The following is a 21,808-nucleotide window of genomic DNA, read 5'->3' as shown; positions in this document are numbered from 1 at the left end:
CAGTGGCTTGACCTTGGTCGGCCCCGCCCCGAGACCCGGCAGGGCGCCGTCCGGGATCGGCCGTCAGGGTCAGCCGTTTGCGGCCGCCTCGGGGGGCAGTGGCTTGACCTTGGTTGGCCCCGCCCTGAGACCCGGCAGGGCGCCGCCCGGGATCGGCCGTCAGGGTCAGCGGTTTGCTGCTGCCTCTGGGTCAGCCGTTTGCGGTCGCCTCGGGGGGCAGTGGCTTGATCTTGGTAGGCCCTGCCCTGAGGCCCAGCAGGGCGCCGCCCAGGATAAGGCTGCCGGCCAGCACGTGGCGCAGGGTCAGGGTCTCGCCGTTGAGCCAGACCAGCAGCAGGGTGCTGAGCAGGGGGGTGAGGTAGGCCAGGGCGCCGATGCGGCGCGGATCCCCGTCCCGCAGCGCCAGATACCAGGTGACGAAGGCCGCCCCCATGGGGCCGAGGGCCAGACCCATGATGAGCCCCCAGTCGCCGCTCGGGATGGCCGCCAGGGGCAGGGGGCCCTCCAGCCCCCGGGCCAGCAGCAGGGCCAAGAGCCCTGCGGGCAGGCAGGCCGCCGCCGTCACCACCGCAGGGGCGGGGGGCAGGCGGCGCGACAGCACCGAGTAGCCGCCCCAGATGATGGCGGCCCCGAGCGCCAGCAGGTAGCCGGGCAGGTGGGCCGATTGCAGTTGCAGCTCGCCATCGACCATCACCAGCACGCTGCCGGCAAGGCCGAGCAGGCCCGCCAGCAGGTGTCGCCCCTGGAGGGGGTGGCCCGGCAGCAGCAATGGGGTGAACAGTATGATGAACAGCGGCCAGAGGTAGTTGATGAGGTTCGCCTCCAGCACGGGGGCGTGGCGAAAGCTCATGAACAGCAGCAGGTGATAGCAGAGCAGGGCCGTGATGGTGACCAGCCAGGTCTGGGGGCTGGCGCGCCACTGGCGCCAGAACGGCAGGGCGAGGGCGCCGCAACACAGCAGCACCAGGCCCACCAGTACCAGGGGGGAGACGCTGGTGACCCGGGAGGTGAGGGCGGCCAGGGAGGCCCACAGCAAGATGGTGAGCAGGGCGAAAGCGGTGGAGCGATCGCGCAGGGGCGAACCAGACATCTTCCAATCCTTGTGAGAGAAGCCAACGAGGGGGCCAGTCTAGCAGACGGGCCCCCTCGATTCCTATGCTCGCCCCTCCTCGGGCGAACGCCTTCCATTGTTTCTCATGCCCGTCCCTGGTCAAGGACGGGCCTCTTTCGTTGTTTCCTGTGCTCGACGTCTCAAAGAGGGATGCCCGGCGGCGCCCGCCGGGCATCCCTCAGGTGTGCCGACTCAGGGTTGGCGCACCGCCGCGGGGGCCGTCATCCCCAGGGGCTGGCGACGCACCCCCCAGATGATGAGGGCCAGCACCAGCAGGGGCAGCACGGGGTCGAACCAGGTACCGCCTGAGCCGAACAGCAGGTTGAGCAGGGCGACCCCGGTGCCGCCGATGGCCCAGGCGATGGTGGTGGGGATGGACCAGACCACCATCTGCTGCTTGACGTCCGAGATCCCCATCATGCGGTTGACCACCCAGAACAGGCTGTCGTTGAAGTAGCCGAAGAAGAGCGACCCCATGGTGGCGGCCTGGGCGGCCAGCAGCATGTTGACCCCGGGGATCTGGGCCAGTATGGGGGCCGAGATGGAGGCCGCCGTCACCATGGCGACCGTGCCTGAGCCCTGAATGAGGCGCACCAGGGTGGCGACGATGAAGGGGATCAGAATGGGGGAGATGGGCAGCCCCGCAATCTGCTCGGCCAGCTGGTTGCCGGCGCCGCTGTCGCGCAGCACGGCCCCCAGGGCGCCGCCGGCGCCCGTCACCAGCAGTATGATGCCGGCCGATTGCAGTCCCTCCTCGAGGCGCTCGGCGGTGGCGTGTTTGTCCATGTGGGGCACCAGGGTATAGACCGCCAGCAAGACGCTGATGGCCAGCGCTATGATGGGGGTGCCGATAAAGCCTATCCCTTGCACCAGCGGGTTGCCGGCGAGGAACGCCATCCCCTCCATGGCGCTCAGGGTGGTGAGGATCGCCTTGCAGAAGATGAGGACGATGGGCACCAGGATGGGCAGCAGGGAGAGGGTCAGGCTCGGCAGGGGCTTGCCCGCCTTCTCCTTGAGGTACTGCTCATAGCTGGCTTGCAGCTCGTCCGGGGTCTTCATCCCCTGCTGGCCGAATTCCGGGTACTTCTTGTCGAGCCACTGGGCGTAGAGCACGATGCCGATGACGCAGGGTACCGCCAGGCACATGCCGGTCAGCAGCATGGCGCCGATGTCGACCCCGAACAGGCCGGCGACTCCCAGGGGCCCCGGGGTGGGGGGCACCGTATGGTGGGTCACCACCAGGCCGCCCGCCAGGGCCACCCCCAGGGTCAGCAGGGATCGCTTGCCGCTTTTTGCCAGCGCCTTGGCCACGGGGAACAGGATGACGAAGGCGGAATCCACGAAGATGGGGATGCTGACGATATAGCCGGTGATGGCCAGGGCCCACTCCTCACGGCGCTTGCCGAGCCACTTGATGAAGCTGTAGGCGATCTGTTCGGCCGCGCCCGACACCTCCAGCAGGCGACCCATCATGACCCCGAGGCCGATGACGATGCCGATGCTGCCGAGGGTGGAGCCAAAGCCCTGGGTGATGACGGTGAGGGTCTTGTCGATGGTCATGCCGCCGGTGAGCCCGGCGATGCAGGCCGCGGCCAGCATGGCGATCAGGGCGTGGACCCGGGTGCGCAGCACCAGGAAGACCAGGGCAAAGACCGCGATGATGAGCCCAATGATGGGGGTAGGTATATCGATCATGATGCCTCCTGCATGTCATGGGTGATAAAGCTGTCGATGATGTCGGCGAAGGTCCCGTCCGCCACGAAACCAAGCTCACAGGCCCGGCTGTTGTCGATGCGCCCTGGCCAGCTGGCGACGATGCGCTCGATAGCGCCATCCCGGGCCAGGGTGACCCGCTCCCGGGCGGCCTGGCCACCTGCCTGGGTCAGGGTGGTCAGCATCTCCTCGACCGTGACGCTGATGCCGGGCAGGTTGATGCTGCGCCAGCCGGTCGGCGGGCTCAGGGTCGCGGCGGTGAGGAAGTTCGCCACCACTGTGGCCGGACTCGACAGCCAGAGCCGCAGGGCCGGGTCGACTGGGCAGCAGGTCGTCTCCCCCTGCAGGGGCTCGCGGATGATGCTGCTGACAAACGACGAGGCGGCGCGGTTCGGCTTGCCGGGCCGCACGCAGATGGTGGGCAGACGCAGCACCAGGCCATCCACATAGCCCTTGCGGCTGTAGTCGTTGACCAGGATCTCCCCCATGGCCTTCTGGGCGCCATAGGAAGAGGTCGGGGTGAGCGCCGTACCGTCGTCCACCTGCTCGGGCAAGGCCCCGCCGTAGACCGCCAGCGAGCTGGTGAAGATGAAGCGGATGCCGGGCCTGGCGTGGCGGCACGCCTCCAGCAGGACGCGGGTGGTATCCAGGTTGACCTGCCAGCCGAGATCGAAATCCTGCTCGGCGTGGCTGCTGACGATGGCGGCCAGGTGATAGACGATCCCCGTCTCCCTGGTGATCAGGGACTCGGCCACCCCGGGGGCGGTGAGATCCTTTTGCAGGCAGCGCACCCTGGGGTCGGCTAGCGGACTCATCGGCATCTGTATGTCCACCAGCAGCAGTTCGCTGAAGGGGAGGGGTCCTTGCAACAGGGCGCGGGCCAGGCGTTGGCCGAGAAAGCCGCCGCCCCCCGTGATGATGATCTGCATCTTGTTATCCTCAGACTCGTTCGTGTGTAGGGTCATGCTTGTTATGGGTTATCGGGACTGCCATTGCGCCAGCCAGCCGAGACCTGCCTGGGTGCCGGCGCTGGGGTGGTACTCGCAGCCTATCCAGTCCTGGTAGCCGGCCCGGGCCAGGGCCTCGAACAGGTGGGGGTAGTGGATTTCACCGCGATCCGGTTCGTGGCGATCCGGCACCGAGGCTATCTGGACATGGCCGATGGCCGGGCCCAGGGTGGCAATGAGACGGGTCAGATCCCCGTCCATGATCTGGGCGTGGTAGAGATCGAGCTGGACTGCCACATTCGGCCTGTCTATCTCCTGCACCAGGGCCAGGGCATCGCGCTGGTGGGCCAGGAAGTAGCCGGGCACGTCCCGGTTGTTGAGGGGTTCGAGCAGCACCTTGATGCCGTCCGCGGCGAGAAAGTCGGCGGCGAAGCGGATGTTCTCCACCAGGGTCTGGCGGTGGACCGCCAGGCTATGAGCCGGGTCGACGATGCCGCTCATGGCGTGCACCTTGGTGCAACCGAGCGCCAGGGCGTATTCGCGCACCCTCGGCAGCTGGGCGCGAAACTCCGCCTCCCGACCCGGGATGGCGGCCATGCCGCGCTCACCGGCCGCCCAGTCTCCGGGGGGCATGTTGAACAGGGCCTGGGAGAGGCCGTGCTCCCGCAGCTGACGGGCGAGTTCGGCGGCTGGCCACTCGTAGGGGAAGAGACACTCCACCGCCTCGAAACCGGCGGCGCGGGCCGCGGCGAAGCGCTCGATAAAGGGCAGTTCGGTAAACAGCATGGTCAGGTTGGCGGCAAACTTGCTCATGGCTTCATGTTCCTCAATTGGGCAATGTCGGTTTCGCTCAGGTAGCGGATGGGCTGGCCATGGAGCAGCAGGGCGAGGCGGGCTGTCTCCTCCAGCTCTTCCATGTTGTTGACCGCCTCCACCAGGTTCTTGCCCATCACCACGGGGCCGTGGTTGGCGAGGAGGAAGGCGCCAGCGTCCCGGGCGCGGCGGCCCAGCTCCTCGGCGATGCGCTCATCCCCCGGCCGGTAGTAGGGGATGAGGGGCAGGCTGCCGACCCGCATCACGTAGTAGGGGGTGAAGGGGCGGATCACGTTGACCGGATCCAGCCCGGCCAGGCAGGAGAGGGCGGTCAGGTGGGTGCAGTGCAGGTGCACCACCGCCTGGCAATCGGGGTTGTTGTGGTAGAGGGCGAGGTGGAAGGCCACCTCCTTGGAGGGGCGATCCCCCCCCAGGTGCTCGCCGCTCATGCTCACGCGGGAGAGGCTCTGGGCGCTGAGCCTGCCGAGGCAGGATCCGGTGGGGGTGGCGATCAGGGTGCCGTCGGGGAGGCGGGCGGAGAGATTGCCCGCGCCGCCGGTGGCATAGCCTCGCGCAAACAGGGAGGCCCCCAGCATCACCATGGTGTCGCGCAGTGCCTGTTCAGTCATGGAATGCCTCCTGGGCGGTGGAGAAGAAGTGTTCGTCGCCAAAATTGCCGGATTTGAGCGCCAGGGAGAGGGGCCTGTCCGTGGCCCGCACCCAGGGCACCCCGGGGGCTATCTGGGGACCTATGTGGAAGGCGTGGATGGCCAGGGCCTGGGTGACCCGGCTCGAGGTCTCGCCCCCGGCGACGATGAGCCGGCTCACGCCCGCCGCCACCAGCAGGCGGGCCACGGCGGCGAAGCAGGCTTCCACCGCCTCGCTCGCGGCCTGCACCCCGTACTGGCGCTGGATCTCACTTAAGGCCTCGGGGGCCGTGGTGGCGTAGAGCAATGGGGCCGGGCCCTCCCCCTGGCCGAGCAGCCAGTCGGCGAGGCGGGCCGGGTAGTCCGGTTCGGTGAGGCAGGCCTCCACCGACAGGGCCAGGCTCGGCGCCAGCGTGCGATAGTGGGCTACCTGACGGTTGGTCATCTGGGAGCAGGAGCCGGACAGGATGGCGCAGGGGCCGGGCACGGGGCGACCGGCGGCCCGGGCCGCCAGGGGCTGACCCCGGCTCAGCTGGCGGGCCAGGCCGATGGCGAGGCCGGAGCCGCCGGTGACCAGGGGCCAGTCGCGCACGGCGGCGGCGATATCCAGCAGGTGCTGCTCGGTCAGGGTGTCGACCACGGCGTAGCGATAGCCATCATCCCTGAGGCGGGTCAGGGCGGCGGCGATGGCCTCTGGCCCGGCCGCAATGGTGTTCAGTGGCACCAGGCCGGTGCGCCCGCGCCCCTGGCCATCCATCAGCCGCAGCAGGTTGCTGTCGGTCATGGGGGTGAGGGGGTGGTGGCGCATGCCGGATTCGGCCAGGGGCTGGGGCCCGACGAACAGGTTGCCCTGATAGACGGTGCGGCCATTGACCGGCAGCGCGGGGCAGATCAGGGTGAAGTCGTGGTCAAGCGCCGCCAGCAGGGCATCGGCCACCGGGCCTATGTTGCCCAGGGGCGTGCTGTCGAAGGTGGAGCAGTATTTTTGATAGATGCGATCGCAACCCTGCTCCCGCAGCCAGGTGAGGGCGGCGAGGGAGTCCGCCACCGCCTGTTCGGCGGAGCAGGATCGGCTCTTGAGGCTCACCACCAGGGCATCCGCCCGAGGCAGATCCCCCCCGCTCGGCACCCCGGCCAGTTGCAGGGTGGAGAGACCGTTCTCCACCAGGAAGCCGGCGATGTCGGTGGCGCCGGTGAAATCGTCCGCGATGACCCCGAGTCTCATTGTGCGTCTCCCGGCAGTTGGATCCCGGCATAGGCCTTGATGACGGCGCTGTCGTCCTCCTGGCCGTGGCCGGCGTTGCTGGCGCTGAGGAACTGGTTCAGGGCGGCGCTCGCCAGGGGCAGCGGGAAGTTCAGGGCCCGGGCCGTGTCGGCCACCAGGTTGAGATCCTTGACGAAGATGTCCACCGCGGAGCGGGGGCGGTAGTCGCCGTCGATGACCCTGGGCATGCGGTTTTCAAACATCCAGGAGTTGCCGGCGGCCTGGGTGACCACCTCGTACATGAGATCGAGCGGCACCCCGGCGCGGCTCGCCAGCGCCATGGCCTCGGCGGCCACCGCGATGTGCACCCCCGCCAGCAGCTGGTGGATGATCTTGACCGTGCTGCCCTGGCCCGGTTGTTCGCCGATGACGAAGACCCGGCCCGCCACCGCATCGAGCACGGGTTGCAGCCGCTCGAAGGCGGCCCTGGCGCCCGAGGCCATCACCACCATATCTCCCGCCTCGGCCTTGACCGCGCCGCCGGAGACGGGGGCATCGAGCACCAGCAGACTCAGGGCGGCGAGCTCGGCGGCGATGGCTTTCGCCTCCTCGCTGGCGATGGTGGCGCTGATCATCACGGCCGTGCCCGGCTTGAGACGGCGGGCCAGTCCCTCTTCGCCGAGCAGGATGCGGCGCACCTGGGCGGCATTGACCACCAGCAACAGCACGGCATCGAGCCGGTCCGCGATGGCGTGGGCATGGGTGCCGACACTGGCGGCGCCGGCGGCGGCGAGCCGCTCGCGGGCGGCGGGGGCCAGGTCTATGCCATGGGTCTGCAACCCGGCCCGCAGGCAGGAGAGGGCGGCGCCCATGCCCATGGCGCCAAGGCCGATGACGGCAACCTGATAAGGATGAGACATGCTGAGTTCCTCTATGAGACGACGTATGGGCTCATAGTAGGGGCTAATGGCGGTGAAATATCGGGCGCAAATCACAAAAATTAACTCGTGATCTGTTATTTTTTGTGATTTGGTTCAGTTGGACCCTTTCAAGGGCGCAAATGGTGGGGCTTTTTTGTGAGTTAATGTTAATTTCAGTGGGTGTGATGAAGTTTTATCATTTTTTACCATGCCGTTGGGCTAGAATGGCGACGCCACTGACAGGAGGAGGCCCCATGATCCCCATAGAACGACAGCAACAGATATTGCACCTGCTGGCCGAGCGCGGCGTGGTCAGCATACTGGAGCTCACCGAGCGGCTCGATGTTTCCCACATGACGGTGCGCCGGGATATCCAGAAGCTGGAGCAGCAGGGGCGGGTGCTGTCGGTCTCCGGCGGGGTCAGCCTGGCCGAGCGCATCACCAGCGAACCCTCCCACGCCGCCAAGCGCAGCCTGATGCAGGAGGCCAAGCTGGCCATCGCCCGCCTGGCCGCGGAGCAGGTGACGGCGGGCAGCACCGTCTATCTGGATGCGGGCACCACCTCCCTGGAGCTGGCCCGGGAGCTGGCGCTGCGCGACGACCTCATGATAGTGACCAACGACTTCATGGTGTGTGCCTACCTGATCGAGCATGGCCTGGGCCGGCTCTATCACACCGGCGGCATGGTGATCCGCGACAACCAGTCCTGCGCCGGGGAGGCGACCGCCCACTTCCTGCGCAACCTGCATCTGGATATCGCCTTCCTCTCCTCCTCCTCCTGGGATGGCCATGGCATCTCCACCCCGAACGAGGAGAAGGTGCCGGTCAAGCGGGCCGTGGTGGACGCCGCCTCGACCCGCATCCTCATCTGCGACTCGTCCAAATATGGCAAGGTGGGCACCTTCAAGGTGGTGGGCTGGGAGGCTGTCGATCGGGTGATCAGCGATGACAGGCTCGCCCAGAACGCCAGGGAGATGCTGGCCCAGCACGGGGTTCAGCTCTCCCTGGTGCCCCTGACCCCGGCTCAGGCCAGCGCGTAGCGCCCCTTGCCGGCGGCCTTGGCGCGGTACATGGCGCCATCGGCCTGATTGAGCAGGGCATCCAGGGTCATCTCCCGACCCGGCGGGCACAGGGCCGCCCCTATGCTGCAGGTCAGGCGCAGGGGCTGGCCCGCCAGTTCCCGCTCCATGGCGAGATCCGCCAGCAGCCGCTCGCACACCAGGCTCACTTCCCTGTGGGGATCCCCGAGATCCGGCAGCAGCAGGGTAAATTCATCCCCCGCCAGGCGCGCCACCATGTCCCCCGGCCGCACGCAGGCCTGCAGCCGCTCGGCGAAGTAGCGCAGCACCTTGTCGCCAAAGTCGTGACCCAGGCTGTCGTTGAGCTGCTTGAAGCCATCGAGATCGATAAACAGCAGGGCCAGGTGGCCGCGGCCCTGGCGGGTGCGCGCCAGCTCGCGTTCGAGACGCAGGCTGAAGGCGCGCCGGTTGGGCAGGCCGGTGAGGGCATCGTGGGCCGCCTCGTGCTCGAGGCGCCGTTGCAACTCGGTCAGCTCGCTGATGTCGGTGGCCAGTATGTAGAGGCCGGTGCCGGGCTCCGGGTTGGGCACATAGTGGGAGTGCACCATGCGCTCCCCCTGCAGTGTGTCAAACGGCGTGTCGAAGGCGAGCTCCTCCCCGGCCAGGGCCCGGGCCAGGTGGGGGGCCGCGACCCGGTAGGCCTTGGGGCCGATGAGATCCGCCACCGTCATGGTATAGAGCTGCTCGCTGCTCACCCCGAACCACTCCTGATAGGCGCGGTTGGCGTAGAGATAGCGCTGCTGCGGGTTGATCTGGGCGATCAGGGCCGGCATGTTGTCGGCGATGGCCTTGAGCCGGCTCTTGCTCTGCTTGAGCTGCTGGGCCACGCTGCGCCGGGCCGAGATGTCATGGATGAAGGCGAAGCGGCTCGGCCGCCCCCCATGCTGGCTCGACTCGGCCACCACCTCCGCCTGGACGAGGCGCCCGTCCCGGTCGCGAATGTCCACCTCCTGGCGCCTGGGCTGGGGATCCTGGCCCAGCAACAGCTGGCAGAAGGGGGAGTCCGGGTCGAACAGGGCGACGAGGGGCCGGCCCAGCACGGCCTCGGCCTGCCAGCCAAACAGGCTGCTGGCCGCCGGGTTCCAGCCGCAGAGGCTGCCCTGCTCGTTCACCTCGATGAAGGCGGCGCTGCTGTTGTCCAGCATGCTCTGGAAGCGGTTCTTCTCTTCCATCAGCCGCGCCTGCGCTTGGGCGCGCTCCGCCATCTCCCTGTCCCGCTCCGCCAGGGCGCGGGAGAGGGCCTGGGTGCGCTCGGCCACCTGCTGCTCCAGCCGGGCCTGCAACTGGTGCAGCTGCTGCTCCGCCTGCTTGCGATCGTCAATGTCGGTGAACACGGCGATCAGGTGAGTCTGCCGGGGGCTGCGGCCCCGGCACAGGGTGACGCTGAGCTGGACCCAGTGGGGCGTGCCGTCGAGGCGCAGCAGCCGTTTCTCCAGCCGGTAGTTCTGCCGCTCCCCCGCCAGCAGCTGCTCGAACAGCCGCACCTCGGCCGCGAGATCCTCGGCATGGGTCATGGATTGCCAGTCCCGCTCGATGAGCAGGGATTCGGGATAACCCAGCAGCTGACACAGGCTCTGATTGGCCCGCAGCCAGCGACCGTCCGGGGCCGAGAGGGCCATGCCCACCGAAGACTGGTTGAAGGTGAGTTCGAACAGCTGGCTGTAGCAAGCCGGGCTCCCGGGGACGCTTTGCAACATGCACACGAGCTGGCGGGCGAAGCCGTCCAGGTCCTGGCGCTCCCAGGGGGTGAAGTCATGGCTGCCGGGCAGCAGGAGCGCGAACCAGCCGAGGGGGCGCCCCTCGCCGCCGGTGAGGGGGACCAGGGCGCAGGCCCCCGGGATGCCGGTGTCAGGGGAGGAGGGGAGGCCAGATATTGGCGGCCGATCCCGATAAAAATGGGCCCCAGCCCCCACCCGGCTGGCGAGGCCGAGGAGGGCGGCCTGCTCCCCCGGCGTCAACCCGAAAGCGGCGGGGGCCATGGGGGCGGCGGGCACGATCAGCACCCGGGCACCCGGGAAGTGGCGACCCATCAGGGCGGCGAAGGAGACAAGGTCGGGGGCCGGGCCGGGAAGAGGGTCAAGAGCGGGCTGAGGGGGCATAAAGGGTCTCTGTGGGGATCCTGCGCAATTTAGGGTCGGCCGGGATCGAGCTGATGGGGTCGAGCATAAGGAGCAAGAAAAACCTTATTACAGAGCGGCGCGGCGAGCCACTGCTTTATGGGGGAGAAGGGCCGGGGGCACCCGGCCCGGGGTCACTTGTCGGCGCTCTTTTGGATCGTCTCGCCGACTTTTTCGACATCCTTGCCCACGCCGCTCATGGTGTTGCAGGCGATCAGCAGGCCGCAGCAGAGGAAAATGGTCAGGGTCTTGAGGGATCTCATGGTCTTGCTCCTTGTGACACTCCGGGATACGGGCCCTCTCAGTTTAGTCGAGAGGTCGAGGCGTCAGCCGCAACACCTTGCCCGATCCGCTGTCGGTGAGCAGATAGAGGGCACCATCGGGTCCCTCCTTGACGGTGCGGATCCGCTCCCCCCGCTCCCCGAGCAGGGTGCGTTCGCCGACGATGGCGTCGCCGGCCAGGGTCAGCTCCCGCAGTGACTGGCCGCGCAGGGCGCCGACAAACAGCTTGTCCCGCCACTGGGGGTAGCGAGCCCCGGAGTGAAACACCATGCCGGAGGGGGCGATGGAGGGCACCCAGACCTTGAGGGGGGCGACCAGCCCCGGCGCCGCTGCCCCCTCGCCAATCTTGCCGCCGCCATACTCCTCGCCGAAGCTGACCCTGGGCCAGCCGTAGTTTTGCCCTGCCAGGATGAGATTGACCTCGTCCCCGCCCTGGGGACCGTGTTCATGGGCCCAGAACTGGTTGGCCAGCGGCCGCCAGGCCGCTCCCTGCATGTTGCGATGGCCCAGGCTCCAGATCTCGGGCAGGGCGCCCGGGGTGTGGCGAAAAGGGTTGTCCGTCGGCACGCTGCCATCCCGGTTCAGGCGCACCGTCTTGCCGATGTGGTTGTCCAGGCGCTGGGCCAGGTCGCGCTGGTGGTAGCGATCCCCCAGGGTGATATAGAGCAGGCCATCGCTCCCCAGCACCAGGCGCGAGCCAAAATGGGCGCCGCCCGACACCTTTGGTCGCTGGCTGAACAGGGGTTGCAGGGAGATGAGGCGATCGTCTTGCAGCCTGGCCCGGGCGACGGCGGTGCTGCTGCCACCCGGGCCGGGCTCGCTGTAACTGAAATAGAGCCAGCCCTCGTCATCCAGGGCCAGATCGAGCAGGCCCCCCTGGCCCTGGGCCGCTATCTCGGGCAGGCCGGTCACGGCATGGCGCCGTCCGTCGGCCCCCAGGCGCAGCAGGCGGCCGGGGCGCTCGCTCACCAGCAGATCGCCGCCGGGCAGGAACACCAGCCCCCAGGGGTGGGCCAGGTCCCGGTGCAGCAGGCTGACGTGGAGGGGACTGGCCCCGGGCAGGGGGGCCAGGGTGAGGCAGAGCAGGAGGCAGAGGATGAGACGCGGCACCATGGGGTACTCCGGGTGAAGGATGACACCGGCCAAGTATAGTGGCCGGCTCCTCGGTGCCGCGTCCAGGGGGCGGTGCGTCAGCTGGCCAGCTGGGCTTCCCAGCAGGGCGCGGGGGCCGAGGCAAGGTGGCGACGGCGTGCCGAGACCGCCTCGGCCAGCAGGGCGAGCAGGCTCAGGCTGTCATCCCAGCCGAGGCAGGCATCGGTGACCGACTGGCCATAGGTGAGGGCCCCGAGGGGCGCGGGGGCCTGAGCGCCCTCCACCAGGAAGCTCTCGACCATGACGGCGGCGATGGCCTGGCTGCCCTGGGCCAGTTGCTGGGCGAGGGACTCGGCGACCCTGAGCTGGTTCTTGTGCTGCTTCTGGCTGTTGCCGTGGCTGCAATCGACCATGAGCCGGGGGGCCAGCCCCTGACCGCGCAGGCGCTGCGCCGCCGCATCCACATCGGCCGCATGGTAATTGGGGCTGGTGCCGCCACGAAGGATGATGTGGCCGGCTCCGTTGCCCTGGCTCTGGACCACCACCATGCCCCCCTCGCTGCCCGGCGTGGTGAACAGGTGGGGGGCCCGGCTCGCCTGGATGGCATCCAGGGCGACCCGGACGTTGCCATCGGTGCCGTTCTTGAAACCGACCGGGCAGGGCAGGGCAGAGGCGAGCTGACGATGAACCTGGGACTCGGTGGTGCGGGCACCGATCGCTCCCCAGCTGATGAGGTCGGCGAGATAGAGGAAGCTGGTGGTGTCGAGAAACTCGGTGGCGGTGGCCAGGCCCAGCTCGCCAATGTCGAGTAGCAGCTGGCGTGCCAGGCGCAGACCCAGGGCGAGGTCATGGCTGCCATCCAGGTGAGGGTCGAACACCAGCCCCTTCCAGCCCACAGTGGTGCGCGGCTTCTCGAAGTAGGCCCGCATCACGATCTGCAGCCGATCCTGGTACTGAGCGGCCAGGGGGGCCAGGCGCCTGGCATAGTCGAGGGCCGCCCGGGGATCGTGCAGGGAGCAGGGGCCTATCACCACCAGCAGGCGATCATCTTCCCCACCCAGAATGTCGCTGGCCTGCTGACGATGTTGTGCAATCCGGGTCTGCAACTGGGCAGGACAGGGTTGCTGTGCCAGCAGATCTGCCGGGGTGGGGAGCGTCGTCACCGTGGCGGCGCGCATGACCGAATTCAAGACTGCCATCTGGATTACCTTGTGAGGGAATGGAGGCGATGGGGCCGATGCCGAGGTGGCATCCGTCGGTGGGCCTTTCCATCGCAGTTGTTGAGAGTGATTATCATTATCTTGTTTTGCCCGTGACTTGCAAGCACTAACGGGAAGGGCAGGGAGGGGGAGAGACAAACGGAAAGGGCCCGGGCATAGCTGCCACGGGCCCGGGCGGGGCAGGGGGAGATCAGCTGTCCATCACGTCGTGGCGGGCGTGGTGATAGGCCTCTTCATCCTTGCCATGGCGCCAGTAGGGGACGGCGTAGACGCGGCTGCGGTCCACCTCCAGGGTGCGCCTGACATGGCGGCGCATGGGGACCACCAGCCCCTCCTCGCCACCGAACCAGAAGTAGCTGTTGTCGCCGCTCATGGGCTGGCTGGTGAGATGGCTGATCAGGGGCTCTGTCTGCTGCGGGCTGCCGACAAACCAGCGCAGCTCGACCCCGGCCGGCAGCGGGATGTCCAGCATGTCTTGCTCATGGGGCACCAGCAGGGCTATGTGGCCCCTGGCCTGGGGCGCCATCACCTCGGCCATGGCGCAGATGGCGGGCAGGGAGGTGAGATCCCCCACCATGTAGTAGTGGTCGGCCGCCTGCAGCATGGGGTTGGGACCACCGGGACCCGAGATGGCGAGCCTGTCCCCCGGCTTGGCGTTGAGGGCGAAGCGGCTGGCCGGCCCCGTCTCGCCATGGAGCGCGAAGTCGATATCCAGCTCCAGGGCTTCGGGGCGAAAGGCGCGAATGGTGAAGGTGCGCATGATGGGTCGCTGGCTCGGATCCTCCCAGCGCGGCCCCTGGGGCGTGGGGGTGGGCAGGACGGCATGGGCCTGGCCCGGCTGCGGCAGCATGATCTTGATATGGGCGCCGCCACAGGTGAAGGGGTAGTCGGCAAGGTCGGGGCCGGTCAGGCAGATGCGGCGCAGGTGAGGGGTGAGATCCTGAACCCGCTTGACGCTGAGCAGACGGGGACGATTGACGGGGGCGGGCTGGGACATGGACGGACTCCTGACTGACGATGGTGGCCATTCTCCGATAAATGCAAATAATTATCAATTGCCAGCCATAAGTTGGTTCTCATATGATGCCCGAACATCACCCAGGTCACTGGCCTCCGGGGTGGGCAAGCCTCAGTCATCGGCCGTCCTGACGATGGCGGCGACGCTCTCCGATAAATGCAAATAATCATCAATTGCCAACTCGACACGGGAGTTGGAGGGACTGACTTGGATTGGTGTTCATCCGAACCCTTTTCGCCGGGTTTACCACTAACCTCCATGACGGGCAAGCCCCAGCCACCGGCTGTCGCAACCCGAGTCCCGGGGCGGGGACCACTCCCGCCCCCATGGGGTGGCCGTGCCCTGCATTCGGGCCGATACCCACATAAAGGCTCCCGTTTTGTCCCATGCAAATTCCATTGACCCGGGGATTTCAAAGCGAGTATTTTAGCGCCGCACAATAACGGACTGATAATAGTTATCATTTATAGTCTTATTCGATGGGTGTGAAATGGATACTCAAGTGATGGAAACCCGCGCGCCGGTTCAGGCTGCGCCCCCCGACGTCCTGTTCACGTCGAGCCAGGGAGAGATCCGGGCCAATGATCTGGGTCAGCCGATCCGAACGCCAGCCAGCGAATGGCCCCTGCTGGAGCGGCAGATAACGGATGCGCTGGCGGCGGCCAGGGCCGCGGGCCAGGCCAACCCCCTGCTTATCGGCGCCTTCGCCTTCGATCCCTCAGAACCCTCCTGCCTCTATGTGCCCGGCCAGGTTGAGCGCAGCGAACGCCGTCAGCGCGAACCCGGCCCCCAGGCCGCGAACCAGGCCATCTCGGTGCAGAGCACCCCTGCCGCCAGCGAATTCAAGGCCTCGGTCAGCGCGGCGCTGGAGGCGTTCGCCCAAGGTCGCCTCGCCAAGGTGGTGCTGTCGCGCAAGCTCTCCCTCACCCTGCACCAGCCAGCCGACCCCGAGCAGGTGCTGGCGCAGCTGATGGCCCAGAACCCCCATGCCTTCCACTTCTCCCTGCCCCTCGATGGGACGCGCCGATTGCTTGGCGCCAGCCCGGAGCTACTGTTGCGGGTCAGCGGGGGAGAGGTGTTCACCCACCCCCTGGCGGGCTCCGCCAGACGGGCGGGCGAGCCGCAGCAGGACGAGGCGGTGGCCCGGGATCTGCTGGCGTCCCGCAAGGATCAGCATGAGCACAAGTTGGTGATCGACGAGATCCGCCGGGTGCTGACCCCCCACTGCCGCGAGCTGGCGATCCCGTCCAGCCCCAGTCTGATGAGCACGGATACCCTCTGGCATCTGGGCACCCCCATCGCCGGTCGGCTCAATGGCGGCGAGGCATCGGTATTGTCACTTGCCTGCCAGCTTCATCCCACCCCGGCCCTGTGCGGCTACCCCACCGATCTGGCCCGCCAGTTCATCCGCGAGCAGGAGCCCTTCCGGCGCGCCCTGTTCAGCGGCATCGTCGGCTGGTGCGACAGCCAGGGCAACGGCGAGTGGGCCGTGGTGATCCGCTGCGGCGTGCTCGACGGCCATCAGGTGGAGTTGTTTGCCGGCGCAGGCATCGTTGCGGGCTCGGATCCCGCCATGGAGTGGGCTGAGACCGGCACCAAGCTGGGCACCATGTTGAAGGCCCTGGGCCTGAGTCCGGAGGTGGCGCAATGAGCCAGCGTCAATATCTGGGCTGGCAGAGTGGGCAGCCGAATCTCAAAGCCCTGGGCCTGGATTTGGAGGTGGCGCAATGAGCCTGCATCAATACCTGGGCTGGCCGAGCGGGCAGCCGAATCTCAAAGCCCTGGGCCTGGATTTGGAGGTGGCGCAATGAGCCAGCGTCAATATCTGGGCTGGCCGAGCGGGCAGCCGAATCTCAAAGCCCTGGGTCTGAGCCCGGAGGTGGCGCAATGAGCGATAGCCGCCGTTTTCTGCCCTATACCCGCTGGCCCGCAGAGCTGGCGGATCAATACCGCGCCAAGGGTTATTGGCGCGGCGAGCCGCTGACCGCCATGCTGGCGCGCCAGTGCGAGCTGGCCCCCGATGCCGAGGCCATCCTCTGTGGCGAGCGGCGCTTGAGCTATGGCGAGCTGGACGCTGCCTCGAGCCGGCTGGCCGCGAATCTGGCCCGCCATGGCCTGGGGGTGGGGGATACCGCTCTGGTGCAGCTCCCCAACGTGGCCGAGTTCTATCTGGTGTTCTTCGCTCTGCTGAAAGCCGGCATAGCTCCGGTCAACGCGCTCTTTAGCCACAACCGGCTGGAGCTGGCCTCTTACGCCGAGCAGATCACACCGCGCCTCTTTGTCGGCTCGCTGGCTCATCCGCTGTTTGCGAGCAAGGGGCGCGAGAGCGAGTTGCTGGCAAGCATCGGTGCCGAGCGGGTGCTGCTGGATGGTGATGGGGGGGAGCTGGGGCTGACCCGCTGGCTCGGCGAGGGAGATGAGGGGGGCTCCCCGTCCGTCTCCTTTGCCCCGACCCCGGCGGACGAGGTGGCCTTCTTCCAGCTCTCCGGTGGCAGCACCGGCACTCCCAAGCTCATCCCCCGCACCCACGACGACTATCTCTACAGCGTGCGCCGCAGCAACGAGATTTGTGGCCTCGGCCCCCATACCCGCTATCTGTGCGCCCTGCCGGCGCCCCACAACTTCCCCCTGAGCTCCCCAGGCGCCCTCGGTGTGTTCGAGGCGGGTGGCGCCGTGGTGCTCGCCCCCGACCCCAGCCCCATCAGCTGCTTCCCGCTGATCGCCCGCCACCGGGTCAATCTCACCTCCCTGGTGCCGCCGGCGGTCTCCCTCTGGCTGCAGGCCGCGGAAGCGGACCCCACTGCGCGCACTCAGCTCGAGAGTCTCGACTTGCTGCAAGTGGGCGGCGCCAAGCTTGGGGATGCGGTGGCCAGCAAGATTGGGCCGCTGCTCGGCTGCCGGCTGCAACAGGTGTTCGGCATGGCGGAGGGGCTGGTCAACTACACCCGGCTCTCTGATCCCGACGAGAAGGTCATTCACACCCAGGGCCGCCCCATGAGCCCGGATGACGAGGTGCGTATCCTCGATGAGGCGGGCAATCCGGTCGCCCCGGGCGAGCCTGGCGCCCTGCACACCCGCGGCCCCTATACCTTCCGCGGTTACTACCAGAGCCCGGCCCACAACGCCCGGGTGTTCGATGACGAGGGCTTCTACTGCTCCGGCGATCTGGTGGTACAGGATGCCGATGGTTACCTCACCGTGGTGGGGCGGCAGAAGGATCAGATCAACCGGGGCGGCGAGAAGATCGCGGCGGAAGAGGTGGAAAACCAGCTGCTACACCATCCTGCCATCACCCATGTGGCCCTGGTCTCCATGCCCGACAGCGCCATGGGGGAGAAGAGCTGTGCCTTTATCGTCAGCACGGATCCCGCCTTGAAGCCGCTGGCTTTGCGCAAGTTTCTGCGTGAGCGCGGGGTGGCGGACTTCAAGCTGCCCGACCGTTTCGAAGCCCTGGACGCCCTGCCCATGACGGCGGTGGGCAAGATTGACAAGCAGGGGCTGCGGGCACGCATTGCGCACGCCATCGCCGCCAACCAGCCCCTGACAACAGCATAAAACTAAAAGGAATCATGACGTTATGGCTATCCCAACCCTGAACAATTACGCCATGCCCAGCCAGTGGAAGGCCAACAAGGTCAACTGGTCCCTGGATCCCAAGCGCGCCGCCCTGCTGATCCACGACATGCAGGAGTACTTCACCGCCTTTTATGGCGAAAATAGCCCGTTGATTGCTGCCCTGACTGAGCGCCTGGCTGCCGTGCGCAAGCAGTGCAAGGCCCTCGGCATTCCGGTCTTCTACACCGCCCAGCCCAAGGATCAATCCCCTGAAGATCGCGCCCTGCTCAACGACATGTGGGGCCCGGGTCTCAACAAGCGGCCCGAACAGCAGCAGGTGGTGGCCGCACTGCGCCCGGAGCGGGACGACACCGTGCTGGTCAAGTGGCGCTACAGCGCCTTCCAGCGCTCCGAGCTGGAGCAGATGCTCAAAGCGCTGGGGCGGGATCAGCTCATCATCGGCGGCATCTACGGCCATATCGGCTGCATGATGACCGCCTGCGATGCCTTCATGCGCGACATCCAGCCCTTCTTCCTGGCGGACGGGGTGGCGGACTTCTCCCTGGCCGACCACCAGATGGCGCTCGACTACGTGGCAACCCGCTGTGGCAAGGTGATCCCCTGCGAGGAGGTGCTGGCCCTGGCCCTTGCCCCGGCTTCCGCTTCTGCCGCCCAGACCAATCCGTTGCTGACCAATCCATTACTGACCTACGAGGGGCTCAAGGCGCGGCTGCTGAGTCATATCGACGAGGAGGAAGGGGAGTTTGACCCCGACGAGAATCTCATCGACTACGGTCTGGACTCGGTGCGGATCATGGCCCTGCTCACCGAGTGGCGCGCCGCCGGGGTCGAGCTCGGCTTCGTGGATCTCGCCAAGCTGCCGACCCTCAACGGCTGGTGGCGCCTCATCGAGGCCAGGCTGGCAGCACAGGCCCTGGAGGTGACCCCATGAACCGCTTCCCCTTGACAATCCCCCAGCAGGGGCTCTGGTCCGGACATCTGCTCAACGACGACAAGGCGATGTTCAACACCGCCGAGTGCATCGCCTTCGACGGCAAGGTCGAGGCGGCCGTGCTGGCGGCGGCCCTTGCCAAGGCGGTGGGGGAGTGCGAGGCGCTCAAGGGCCATTTCGAGCAAGACGGCGAGGCGGTCTGCTTCGTCCCGGCCGAGGCGCCACTCGCCTATGAAGAGGTCTCCCTCGAGCGCGATGACGAGACGCTGGCCCGCGCCTGGGCTTGGGCCGATCTGCGCCGCCCGTTCGAGTTGACCCAAGAGGCGCCTTGCCGCTTCGCCCTGCTGCGCGGCCCCGGCCGCGATTACCTCTACAGCTGCGTGCACCACATCGCCCTCGACGGCTTTGGCACCACCCTGCTGTTCCAGCGCATCGCCGAGCTGTATGCAGAGGGGCTGGCCGGTGAGATGAACTCTCCATCCCCCTTCGGCTCTCTGGCGGAGGTGCTGGCGGAAGAGGCGAGCCGCGAGCAGAGCGGCAAGAACGCCGCCGCCCGCGCCTTCTGGCAGGAGCAGCTGCAAGGCTGGCCCGAGGTGACATCCTTTGGCTCGTTACGGGCGCCGATTGCCGCCAACTTTATCCGCGAGAGCCGTCCGCTGCCGGCGGCGCTCTGGCAATCCCTGACCGGCTTTGCCGATGAGCACAAGCTGGGCTGGCCCGATCTGCTGCTGGCCGGTCTCTCTGCCCAGCTCTCCTTGGCGAGCGGCCAGGATAAGACCCTGCTCGGCCTGATGATGATGAACCGCATCGGTTCGGCGTCGCTGACCGTACCCTGCATGCAGATGAACATCACCCCGCTGGCGCTGACACTGGGTGAAGAACTGGATCTGGCGGGAGCCGCCGGCGCCGTGGCCAAGGCCAAACGCGGGGTGCGCAAGCACCAGCACTACCGCTACGAGCTGCTGCGCCGTGACCTCGGCCTGGTGGGGGGAGACAAGCGGCTGTTCGGCCCCCTGGTCAACATCATGCCGTTTGATCACGCTCGCCGCTTCGGGCCGCTATCTGCCCATATTCTCAACATCAGCGCCGGCCCGGTGGAGGATCTCACCATCGAGGTGCAGGTCGGCGTCGATGGCCAGCCCAGACTGGATCTGGACGCCAACCCCGGCTGCTACCAGCAGGGGGAGCTGGCAGCCATCGCCGATACCCTGTTTGCCCTGTTGGGACGCTGGCTGGCCGAGCCCGCCCAGACCCTGGGGACCCTCAAGGCCGACTGGCTGGCGGAGCAGCGGGCCAGGGCCCTGATCGCCGGCCCCGCCCAGGAAGCTCTCCAGGTGCGCCCGGTGCTGGAGGCGCTCTGCCACTTCGCCGCCCAGACCCCGGACAAGATTGCCTTGATTCAGAGCACTGCGCAGGGAGAGGCCCGCTTCAGCTACGAGGCGCTGCTGGCCCGCTGCGAACAGATGGCGGCCGCCCTGCAGGCCGAAGGCGTCGTCCCCGGCGACAAGGTGGGGGTCATGCTGGCTCGCACCCCCCAGGCCATCTTCGCCCAGCTGGCGGTGCTGCTGGCGGGTGCCGTCTACGTGCCGCTCGATCCCGAGCAACCGCTTGAGCGCCAGGGCCATATCCTGCGGCTGGGTGAGGTCAAGACCCTGATCACCCAGGCCGAATACCGTCACAAGCTGGCCAGTCTGTTTGAGGGTCGCACGCTGCTGGCGGGAGATCTGGTGAGCATTGATCGGCTCAACCAACCGGCTGCCGGCCGCGCCGTCGCCTACCTGATGTTCACCTCGGGCTCGACCGGTCTGCCCAAGGGGGTGGCGGTGAGCCACGGCGCGCTGGATCACTTCGCCGCCGCGGCCCGCTGCCGCTACCACCTGGGCGAGGGGGCGCGGATGCTGCAATTCGCCCCCTTCAACTTCGACGCCAGCATCGAGGAGGTGTTCGCCACCCTGAGCGCCGGTGCCACCCTGGTGCTGCGCACCGACGCCCTACTCGAATCCATGCCCGCCTTTGCGGCCGGGGTGGAGCAGATGGGGATCACCCACCTCGACCTGCCCACCGCGTTCTGGAACGAGTGGGTGGTGGCGCTGACGGCGGGTCAGGCCCACATTCCTGCCGGGCTTGCCACCGTCATCATAGGCGGCGAGGCGGTCTACCCCGAGCAGCTGGCCCAGTGGCAGCGTCAGGGCCGCACTGATGTGCGGCTGTTCAACACCTACGGCCCCACCGAGACCACAGTGGTGGTGACCACCCAGGAGCTGCAGCAGGAAGATCCGAGCCAGGCCCAGTTGCCCATCGGCCTGCCGCTGCCCGGCATGCAGGCGCTCATCCTCGGGGCGGGGGAGCAACCCGCCATCGAGGGTGAGCTGGTGCTGCTCGGCCCGCAGCTGGCCAACGGCTATGTGGGCAGCGCGCAGAGCGCGAATGTGCAGAGTGCGCAGGGCGGTTTCGGCACCCTGCGTGTCGGTGCGCAGCAGATGCCCGTCTATCGCACCGGCGATCGAGTGCGCTTGGTGTCCGGCCGGCTGGTCTACCTTGGCCGGCGCGACAACGAATTCAAGATAAGCGGCTATCGCATTCAGCCCGGTGAGGTGGAGGCCCAGCTGCTGGCCCTGCCCGGGGTGGACGAGGCCTGCGTGCAGGGGGTGAGCATCGGCAGCGTGCGCCGGCTGGTGGCCTTCGTGGCGGGGCCGGAGCGCGACAGCCGGGTCATCAAGGCGCAGCTGGCCAGGGTGCTGCCTGCCGCCATGATCCCCACCGACTATCGCCACTATGACCAGCTGCCCCGCACCGGCTCCAACAAGCTGGATCGCAAGGCCCTGCTGGCCGCCTACCAGGCGGGTGGCGAGGCGTTGACCCTTGGCAGCGAGACCGAGAACCGGGTTGGCGCCATCTGGCAGCAGATCCTGGGTCTGGCCACCATGGCGCCGGCGGACAACTTCTTCGAACTGGGGGGCCAGTCCCTGCAGACCATACAGATAGTCAACCGGCTCGGCGCCGAGTTCGGGGTGCAGGTCAAGGTTTCCGATGTGTTCGATCACCCGCGCCTGGATGACTTCTGCCGTTTCCTCGACGGCCTGCTTGCCGAGGACGAAGAGAGCGTGGAGATGGTGTGGTGATGAGCAAGGAGCAACA

General features: G+C 67.5%; 17 protein-coding genes. 5 read left to right on the top strand and 12 right to left on the bottom strand.

Translation table 11 applies throughout. The annotated features are described in order from the left end of the window. Positions 1–190: 190 nt before the first annotated feature. The 7 genes from ACW5W4_RS15495 to ltnD form a co-directional block, all read right to left on the bottom strand. A complete protein-coding gene (locus ACW5W4_RS15495) occupies positions 191–1,090 on the bottom strand; it encodes a DMT family transporter (protein ID WP_456689982.1) in 900 nt (299 codons plus the stop codon). A 213-nt stretch (positions 1,091–1,303) separates the two neighbouring features. Then, on the bottom strand, positions 1,304–2,806 hold the full coding sequence (locus ACW5W4_RS15490) for a GntP family permease (protein ID WP_427261096.1): 1,503 nt from the start codon (positions 2,804–2,806) through the stop codon (positions 1,304–1,306). Further along, entirely contained in the window at positions 2,803–3,753 is a 951-nt protein-coding gene (gene denD, locus ACW5W4_RS15485; protein ID WP_456689981.1) for a D-erythronate dehydrogenase, read from the bottom strand. The genes ACW5W4_RS15490 and denD overlap by 4 nt, the downstream gene beginning before the upstream one ends. A gap of 48 nt (positions 3,754–3,801) precedes the next feature. Next, positions 3,802–4,584, bottom strand: a complete 783-nt coding sequence (gene otnI / locus ACW5W4_RS15480; RefSeq protein WP_456689980.1) for a 2-oxo-tetronate isomerase — start codon at positions 4,582–4,584, stop codon at positions 3,802–3,804. Further along, entirely contained in the window at positions 4,581–5,213 is a 633-nt protein-coding gene (gene otnC / locus ACW5W4_RS15475; RefSeq protein WP_456689979.1) for a 3-oxo-tetronate 4-phosphate decarboxylase, read from the bottom strand. Before otnC ends, otnI begins: the two co-directional genes overlap by 4 nt. Next, positions 5,206–6,456: a 3-oxo-tetronate kinase gene (gene otnK, locus ACW5W4_RS15470; RefSeq protein WP_456689978.1), complete on the bottom strand. Its 1,251-nt coding sequence runs from the start codon at positions 6,454–6,456 to the stop codon at positions 5,206–5,208. The genes otnC and otnK overlap by 8 nt, the downstream gene beginning before the upstream one ends. Next, positions 6,453–7,355: an L-threonate dehydrogenase gene (ltnD, locus tag ACW5W4_RS15465; protein WP_456689977.1), complete on the bottom strand. Its 903-nt coding sequence runs from the start codon at positions 7,353–7,355 to the stop codon at positions 6,453–6,455. Before ltnD ends, otnK begins: the two co-directional genes overlap by 4 nt. A 254-nt stretch (positions 7,356–7,609) precedes the next feature. On the opposite strand from ltnD, the gene ACW5W4_RS15460 reads away from it, so the two are divergent. Beyond that, positions 7,610–8,395 carry a DeoR family transcriptional regulator gene (locus tag ACW5W4_RS15460; RefSeq protein ID WP_427261090.1) on the top strand — a complete coding sequence of 262 codons (786 nt, stop codon included), beginning with the start codon at positions 7,610–7,612 and terminating at the stop codon, positions 8,393–8,395. Here the strand turns inward: ACW5W4_RS15460 and ACW5W4_RS15455 are convergent. The 5 genes from ACW5W4_RS15455 to ACW5W4_RS15435 all read right to left on the bottom strand — a co-directional run bounded on the left by ACW5W4_RS15455 (position 8,380) and on the right by ACW5W4_RS15435 (position 14,142). Further along, positions 8,380–10,533, bottom strand: a complete 2,154-nt coding sequence (locus tag ACW5W4_RS15455) for a PAS domain S-box protein (RefSeq protein ID WP_456689976.1) — start codon at positions 10,531–10,533, stop codon at positions 8,380–8,382. The genes ACW5W4_RS15460 and ACW5W4_RS15455 overlap by 16 nt on opposite strands. A 152-nt stretch (positions 10,534–10,685) precedes the next feature. Next, positions 10,686–10,814: an entericidin A/B family lipoprotein gene (locus ACW5W4_RS15450; protein WP_427261088.1), complete on the bottom strand. Its 129-nt coding sequence runs from the start codon at positions 10,812–10,814 to the stop codon at positions 10,686–10,688. Between the two features lie 43 nt (positions 10,815–10,857). Then, positions 10,858–11,946, bottom strand: a complete 1,089-nt coding sequence (locus tag ACW5W4_RS15445) for a PQQ-dependent sugar dehydrogenase (protein ID WP_456689975.1) — start codon at positions 11,944–11,946, stop codon at positions 10,858–10,860. Positions 11,947–12,023: 77 nt separating this feature from the next. Then, positions 12,024–13,124 (bottom strand): 3-deoxy-7-phosphoheptulonate synthase, encoded by a 1,101-nt coding sequence (locus ACW5W4_RS15440; protein ID WP_456689974.1) that lies wholly within the window; start codon positions 13,122–13,124, stop codon positions 12,024–12,026. Between the two features lie 211 nt (positions 13,125–13,335). Next, on the bottom strand, positions 13,336–14,142 hold the full coding sequence (locus ACW5W4_RS15435; RefSeq protein ID WP_427261085.1) for a siderophore-interacting protein: 807 nt from the start codon (positions 14,140–14,142) through the stop codon (positions 13,336–13,338). A gap of 511 nt (positions 14,143–14,653) precedes the next feature. On the opposite strand from ACW5W4_RS15435, the gene ACW5W4_RS15430 reads away from it, so the two are divergent. The 4 genes from ACW5W4_RS15430 to amoF all read left to right on the top strand — a co-directional run bounded on the left by ACW5W4_RS15430 (position 14,654) and on the right by amoF (position 21,792). Continuing rightward, a complete protein-coding gene (locus ACW5W4_RS15430) occupies positions 14,654–15,814 on the top strand; it encodes an isochorismate synthase (RefSeq protein WP_456689973.1) in 1,161 nt (386 codons plus the stop codon). Positions 15,815–16,050: 236 nt separating this feature from the next. Continuing rightward, a complete protein-coding gene (locus ACW5W4_RS15425; protein ID WP_456689972.1) occupies positions 16,051–17,718 on the top strand; it encodes a (2,3-dihydroxybenzoyl)adenylate synthase in 1,668 nt (555 codons plus the stop codon). A gap of 22 nt (positions 17,719–17,740) precedes the next feature. Continuing rightward, positions 17,741–18,670 carry an amonabactin biosynthesis bifunctional protein AmoB gene (gene amoB / locus ACW5W4_RS15420; RefSeq protein WP_456689971.1) on the top strand — a complete coding sequence of 310 codons (930 nt, stop codon included), beginning with the start codon at positions 17,741–17,743 and terminating at the stop codon, positions 18,668–18,670. After that, positions 18,667–21,792, top strand: a complete 3,126-nt coding sequence (gene amoF / locus ACW5W4_RS15415) for an amonabactin biosynthesis non-ribosomal peptide synthetase AmoF (protein WP_456689970.1) — start codon at positions 18,667–18,669, stop codon at positions 21,790–21,792. Before amoB ends, amoF begins: the two co-directional genes overlap by 4 nt. The last annotated feature ends 16 nt before the right edge of the window (positions 21,793–21,808 follow it).

It is taken from the genome of Aeromonas crassostreae, from assembly GCF_054052445.1.
Note: the sequence above shows the minus strand (reverse complement) of the source record. Positions and strands in the feature narration are given on the sequence as shown.

Coding starts and splice junctions, on each gene's coding strand:
- ACW5W4_RS15495 (WP_456689982.1), bottom strand. CDS start 1,090: ATGTCTGGTTCGCCCCTGCGCGATCGCTCCACCGCTTTCGCCCTGCTC.
- ACW5W4_RS15455 (WP_456689976.1), bottom strand. CDS start 10,533: ATGCCCCCTCAGCCCGCTCTTGACCCTCTTCCCGGCCCGGCCCCCGAC.
- otnC (WP_456689979.1), bottom strand. CDS start 5,213: ATGACTGAACAGGCACTGCGCGACACCATGGTGATGCTGGGGGCCTCC.
- ACW5W4_RS15435 (WP_427261085.1), bottom strand. CDS start 14,142: ATGTCCCAGCCCGCCCCCGTCAATCGTCCCCGTCTGCTCAGCGTCAAG.
- ACW5W4_RS15425 (WP_456689972.1), top strand. CDS start 16,051: ATGAGCGATAGCCGCCGTTTTCTGCCCTATACCCGCTGGCCCGCAGAG.
- ACW5W4_RS15440 (WP_456689974.1), bottom strand. CDS start 13,124: ATGGCAGTCTTGAATTCGGTCATGCGCGCCGCCACGGTGACGACGCTC.
- denD (WP_456689981.1), bottom strand. CDS start 3,753: ATGCAGATCATCATCACGGGGGGCGGCGGCTTTCTCGGCCAACGCCTG.
- ACW5W4_RS15450 (WP_427261088.1), bottom strand. CDS start 10,814: ATGAGATCCCTCAAGACCCTGACCATTTTCCTCTGCTGCGGCCTGCTG.
- ACW5W4_RS15490 (WP_427261096.1), bottom strand. CDS start 2,806: ATGATCGATATACCTACCCCCATCATTGGGCTCATCATCGCGGTCTTT.
- otnI (WP_456689980.1), bottom strand. CDS start 4,584: ATGAGCAAGTTTGCCGCCAACCTGACCATGCTGTTTACCGAACTGCCC.
- amoB (WP_456689971.1), top strand. CDS start 17,741: ATGGCTATCCCAACCCTGAACAATTACGCCATGCCCAGCCAGTGGAAG.
- ltnD (WP_456689977.1), bottom strand. CDS start 7,355: ATGTCTCATCCTTATCAGGTTGCCGTCATCGGCCTTGGCGCCATGGGC.
- otnK (WP_456689978.1), bottom strand. CDS start 6,456: ATGAGACTCGGGGTCATCGCGGACGATTTCACCGGCGCCACCGACATC.
- ACW5W4_RS15430 (WP_456689973.1), top strand. CDS start 14,654: ATGGATACTCAAGTGATGGAAACCCGCGCGCCGGTTCAGGCTGCGCCC.
- ACW5W4_RS15445 (WP_456689975.1), bottom strand. CDS start 11,946: ATGGTGCCGCGTCTCATCCTCTGCCTCCTGCTCTGCCTCACCCTGGCC.
- ACW5W4_RS15460 (WP_427261090.1), top strand. CDS start 7,610: ATGATCCCCATAGAACGACAGCAACAGATATTGCACCTGCTGGCCGAG.
- amoF (WP_456689970.1), top strand. CDS start 18,667: ATGAACCGCTTCCCCTTGACAATCCCCCAGCAGGGGCTCTGGTCCGGA.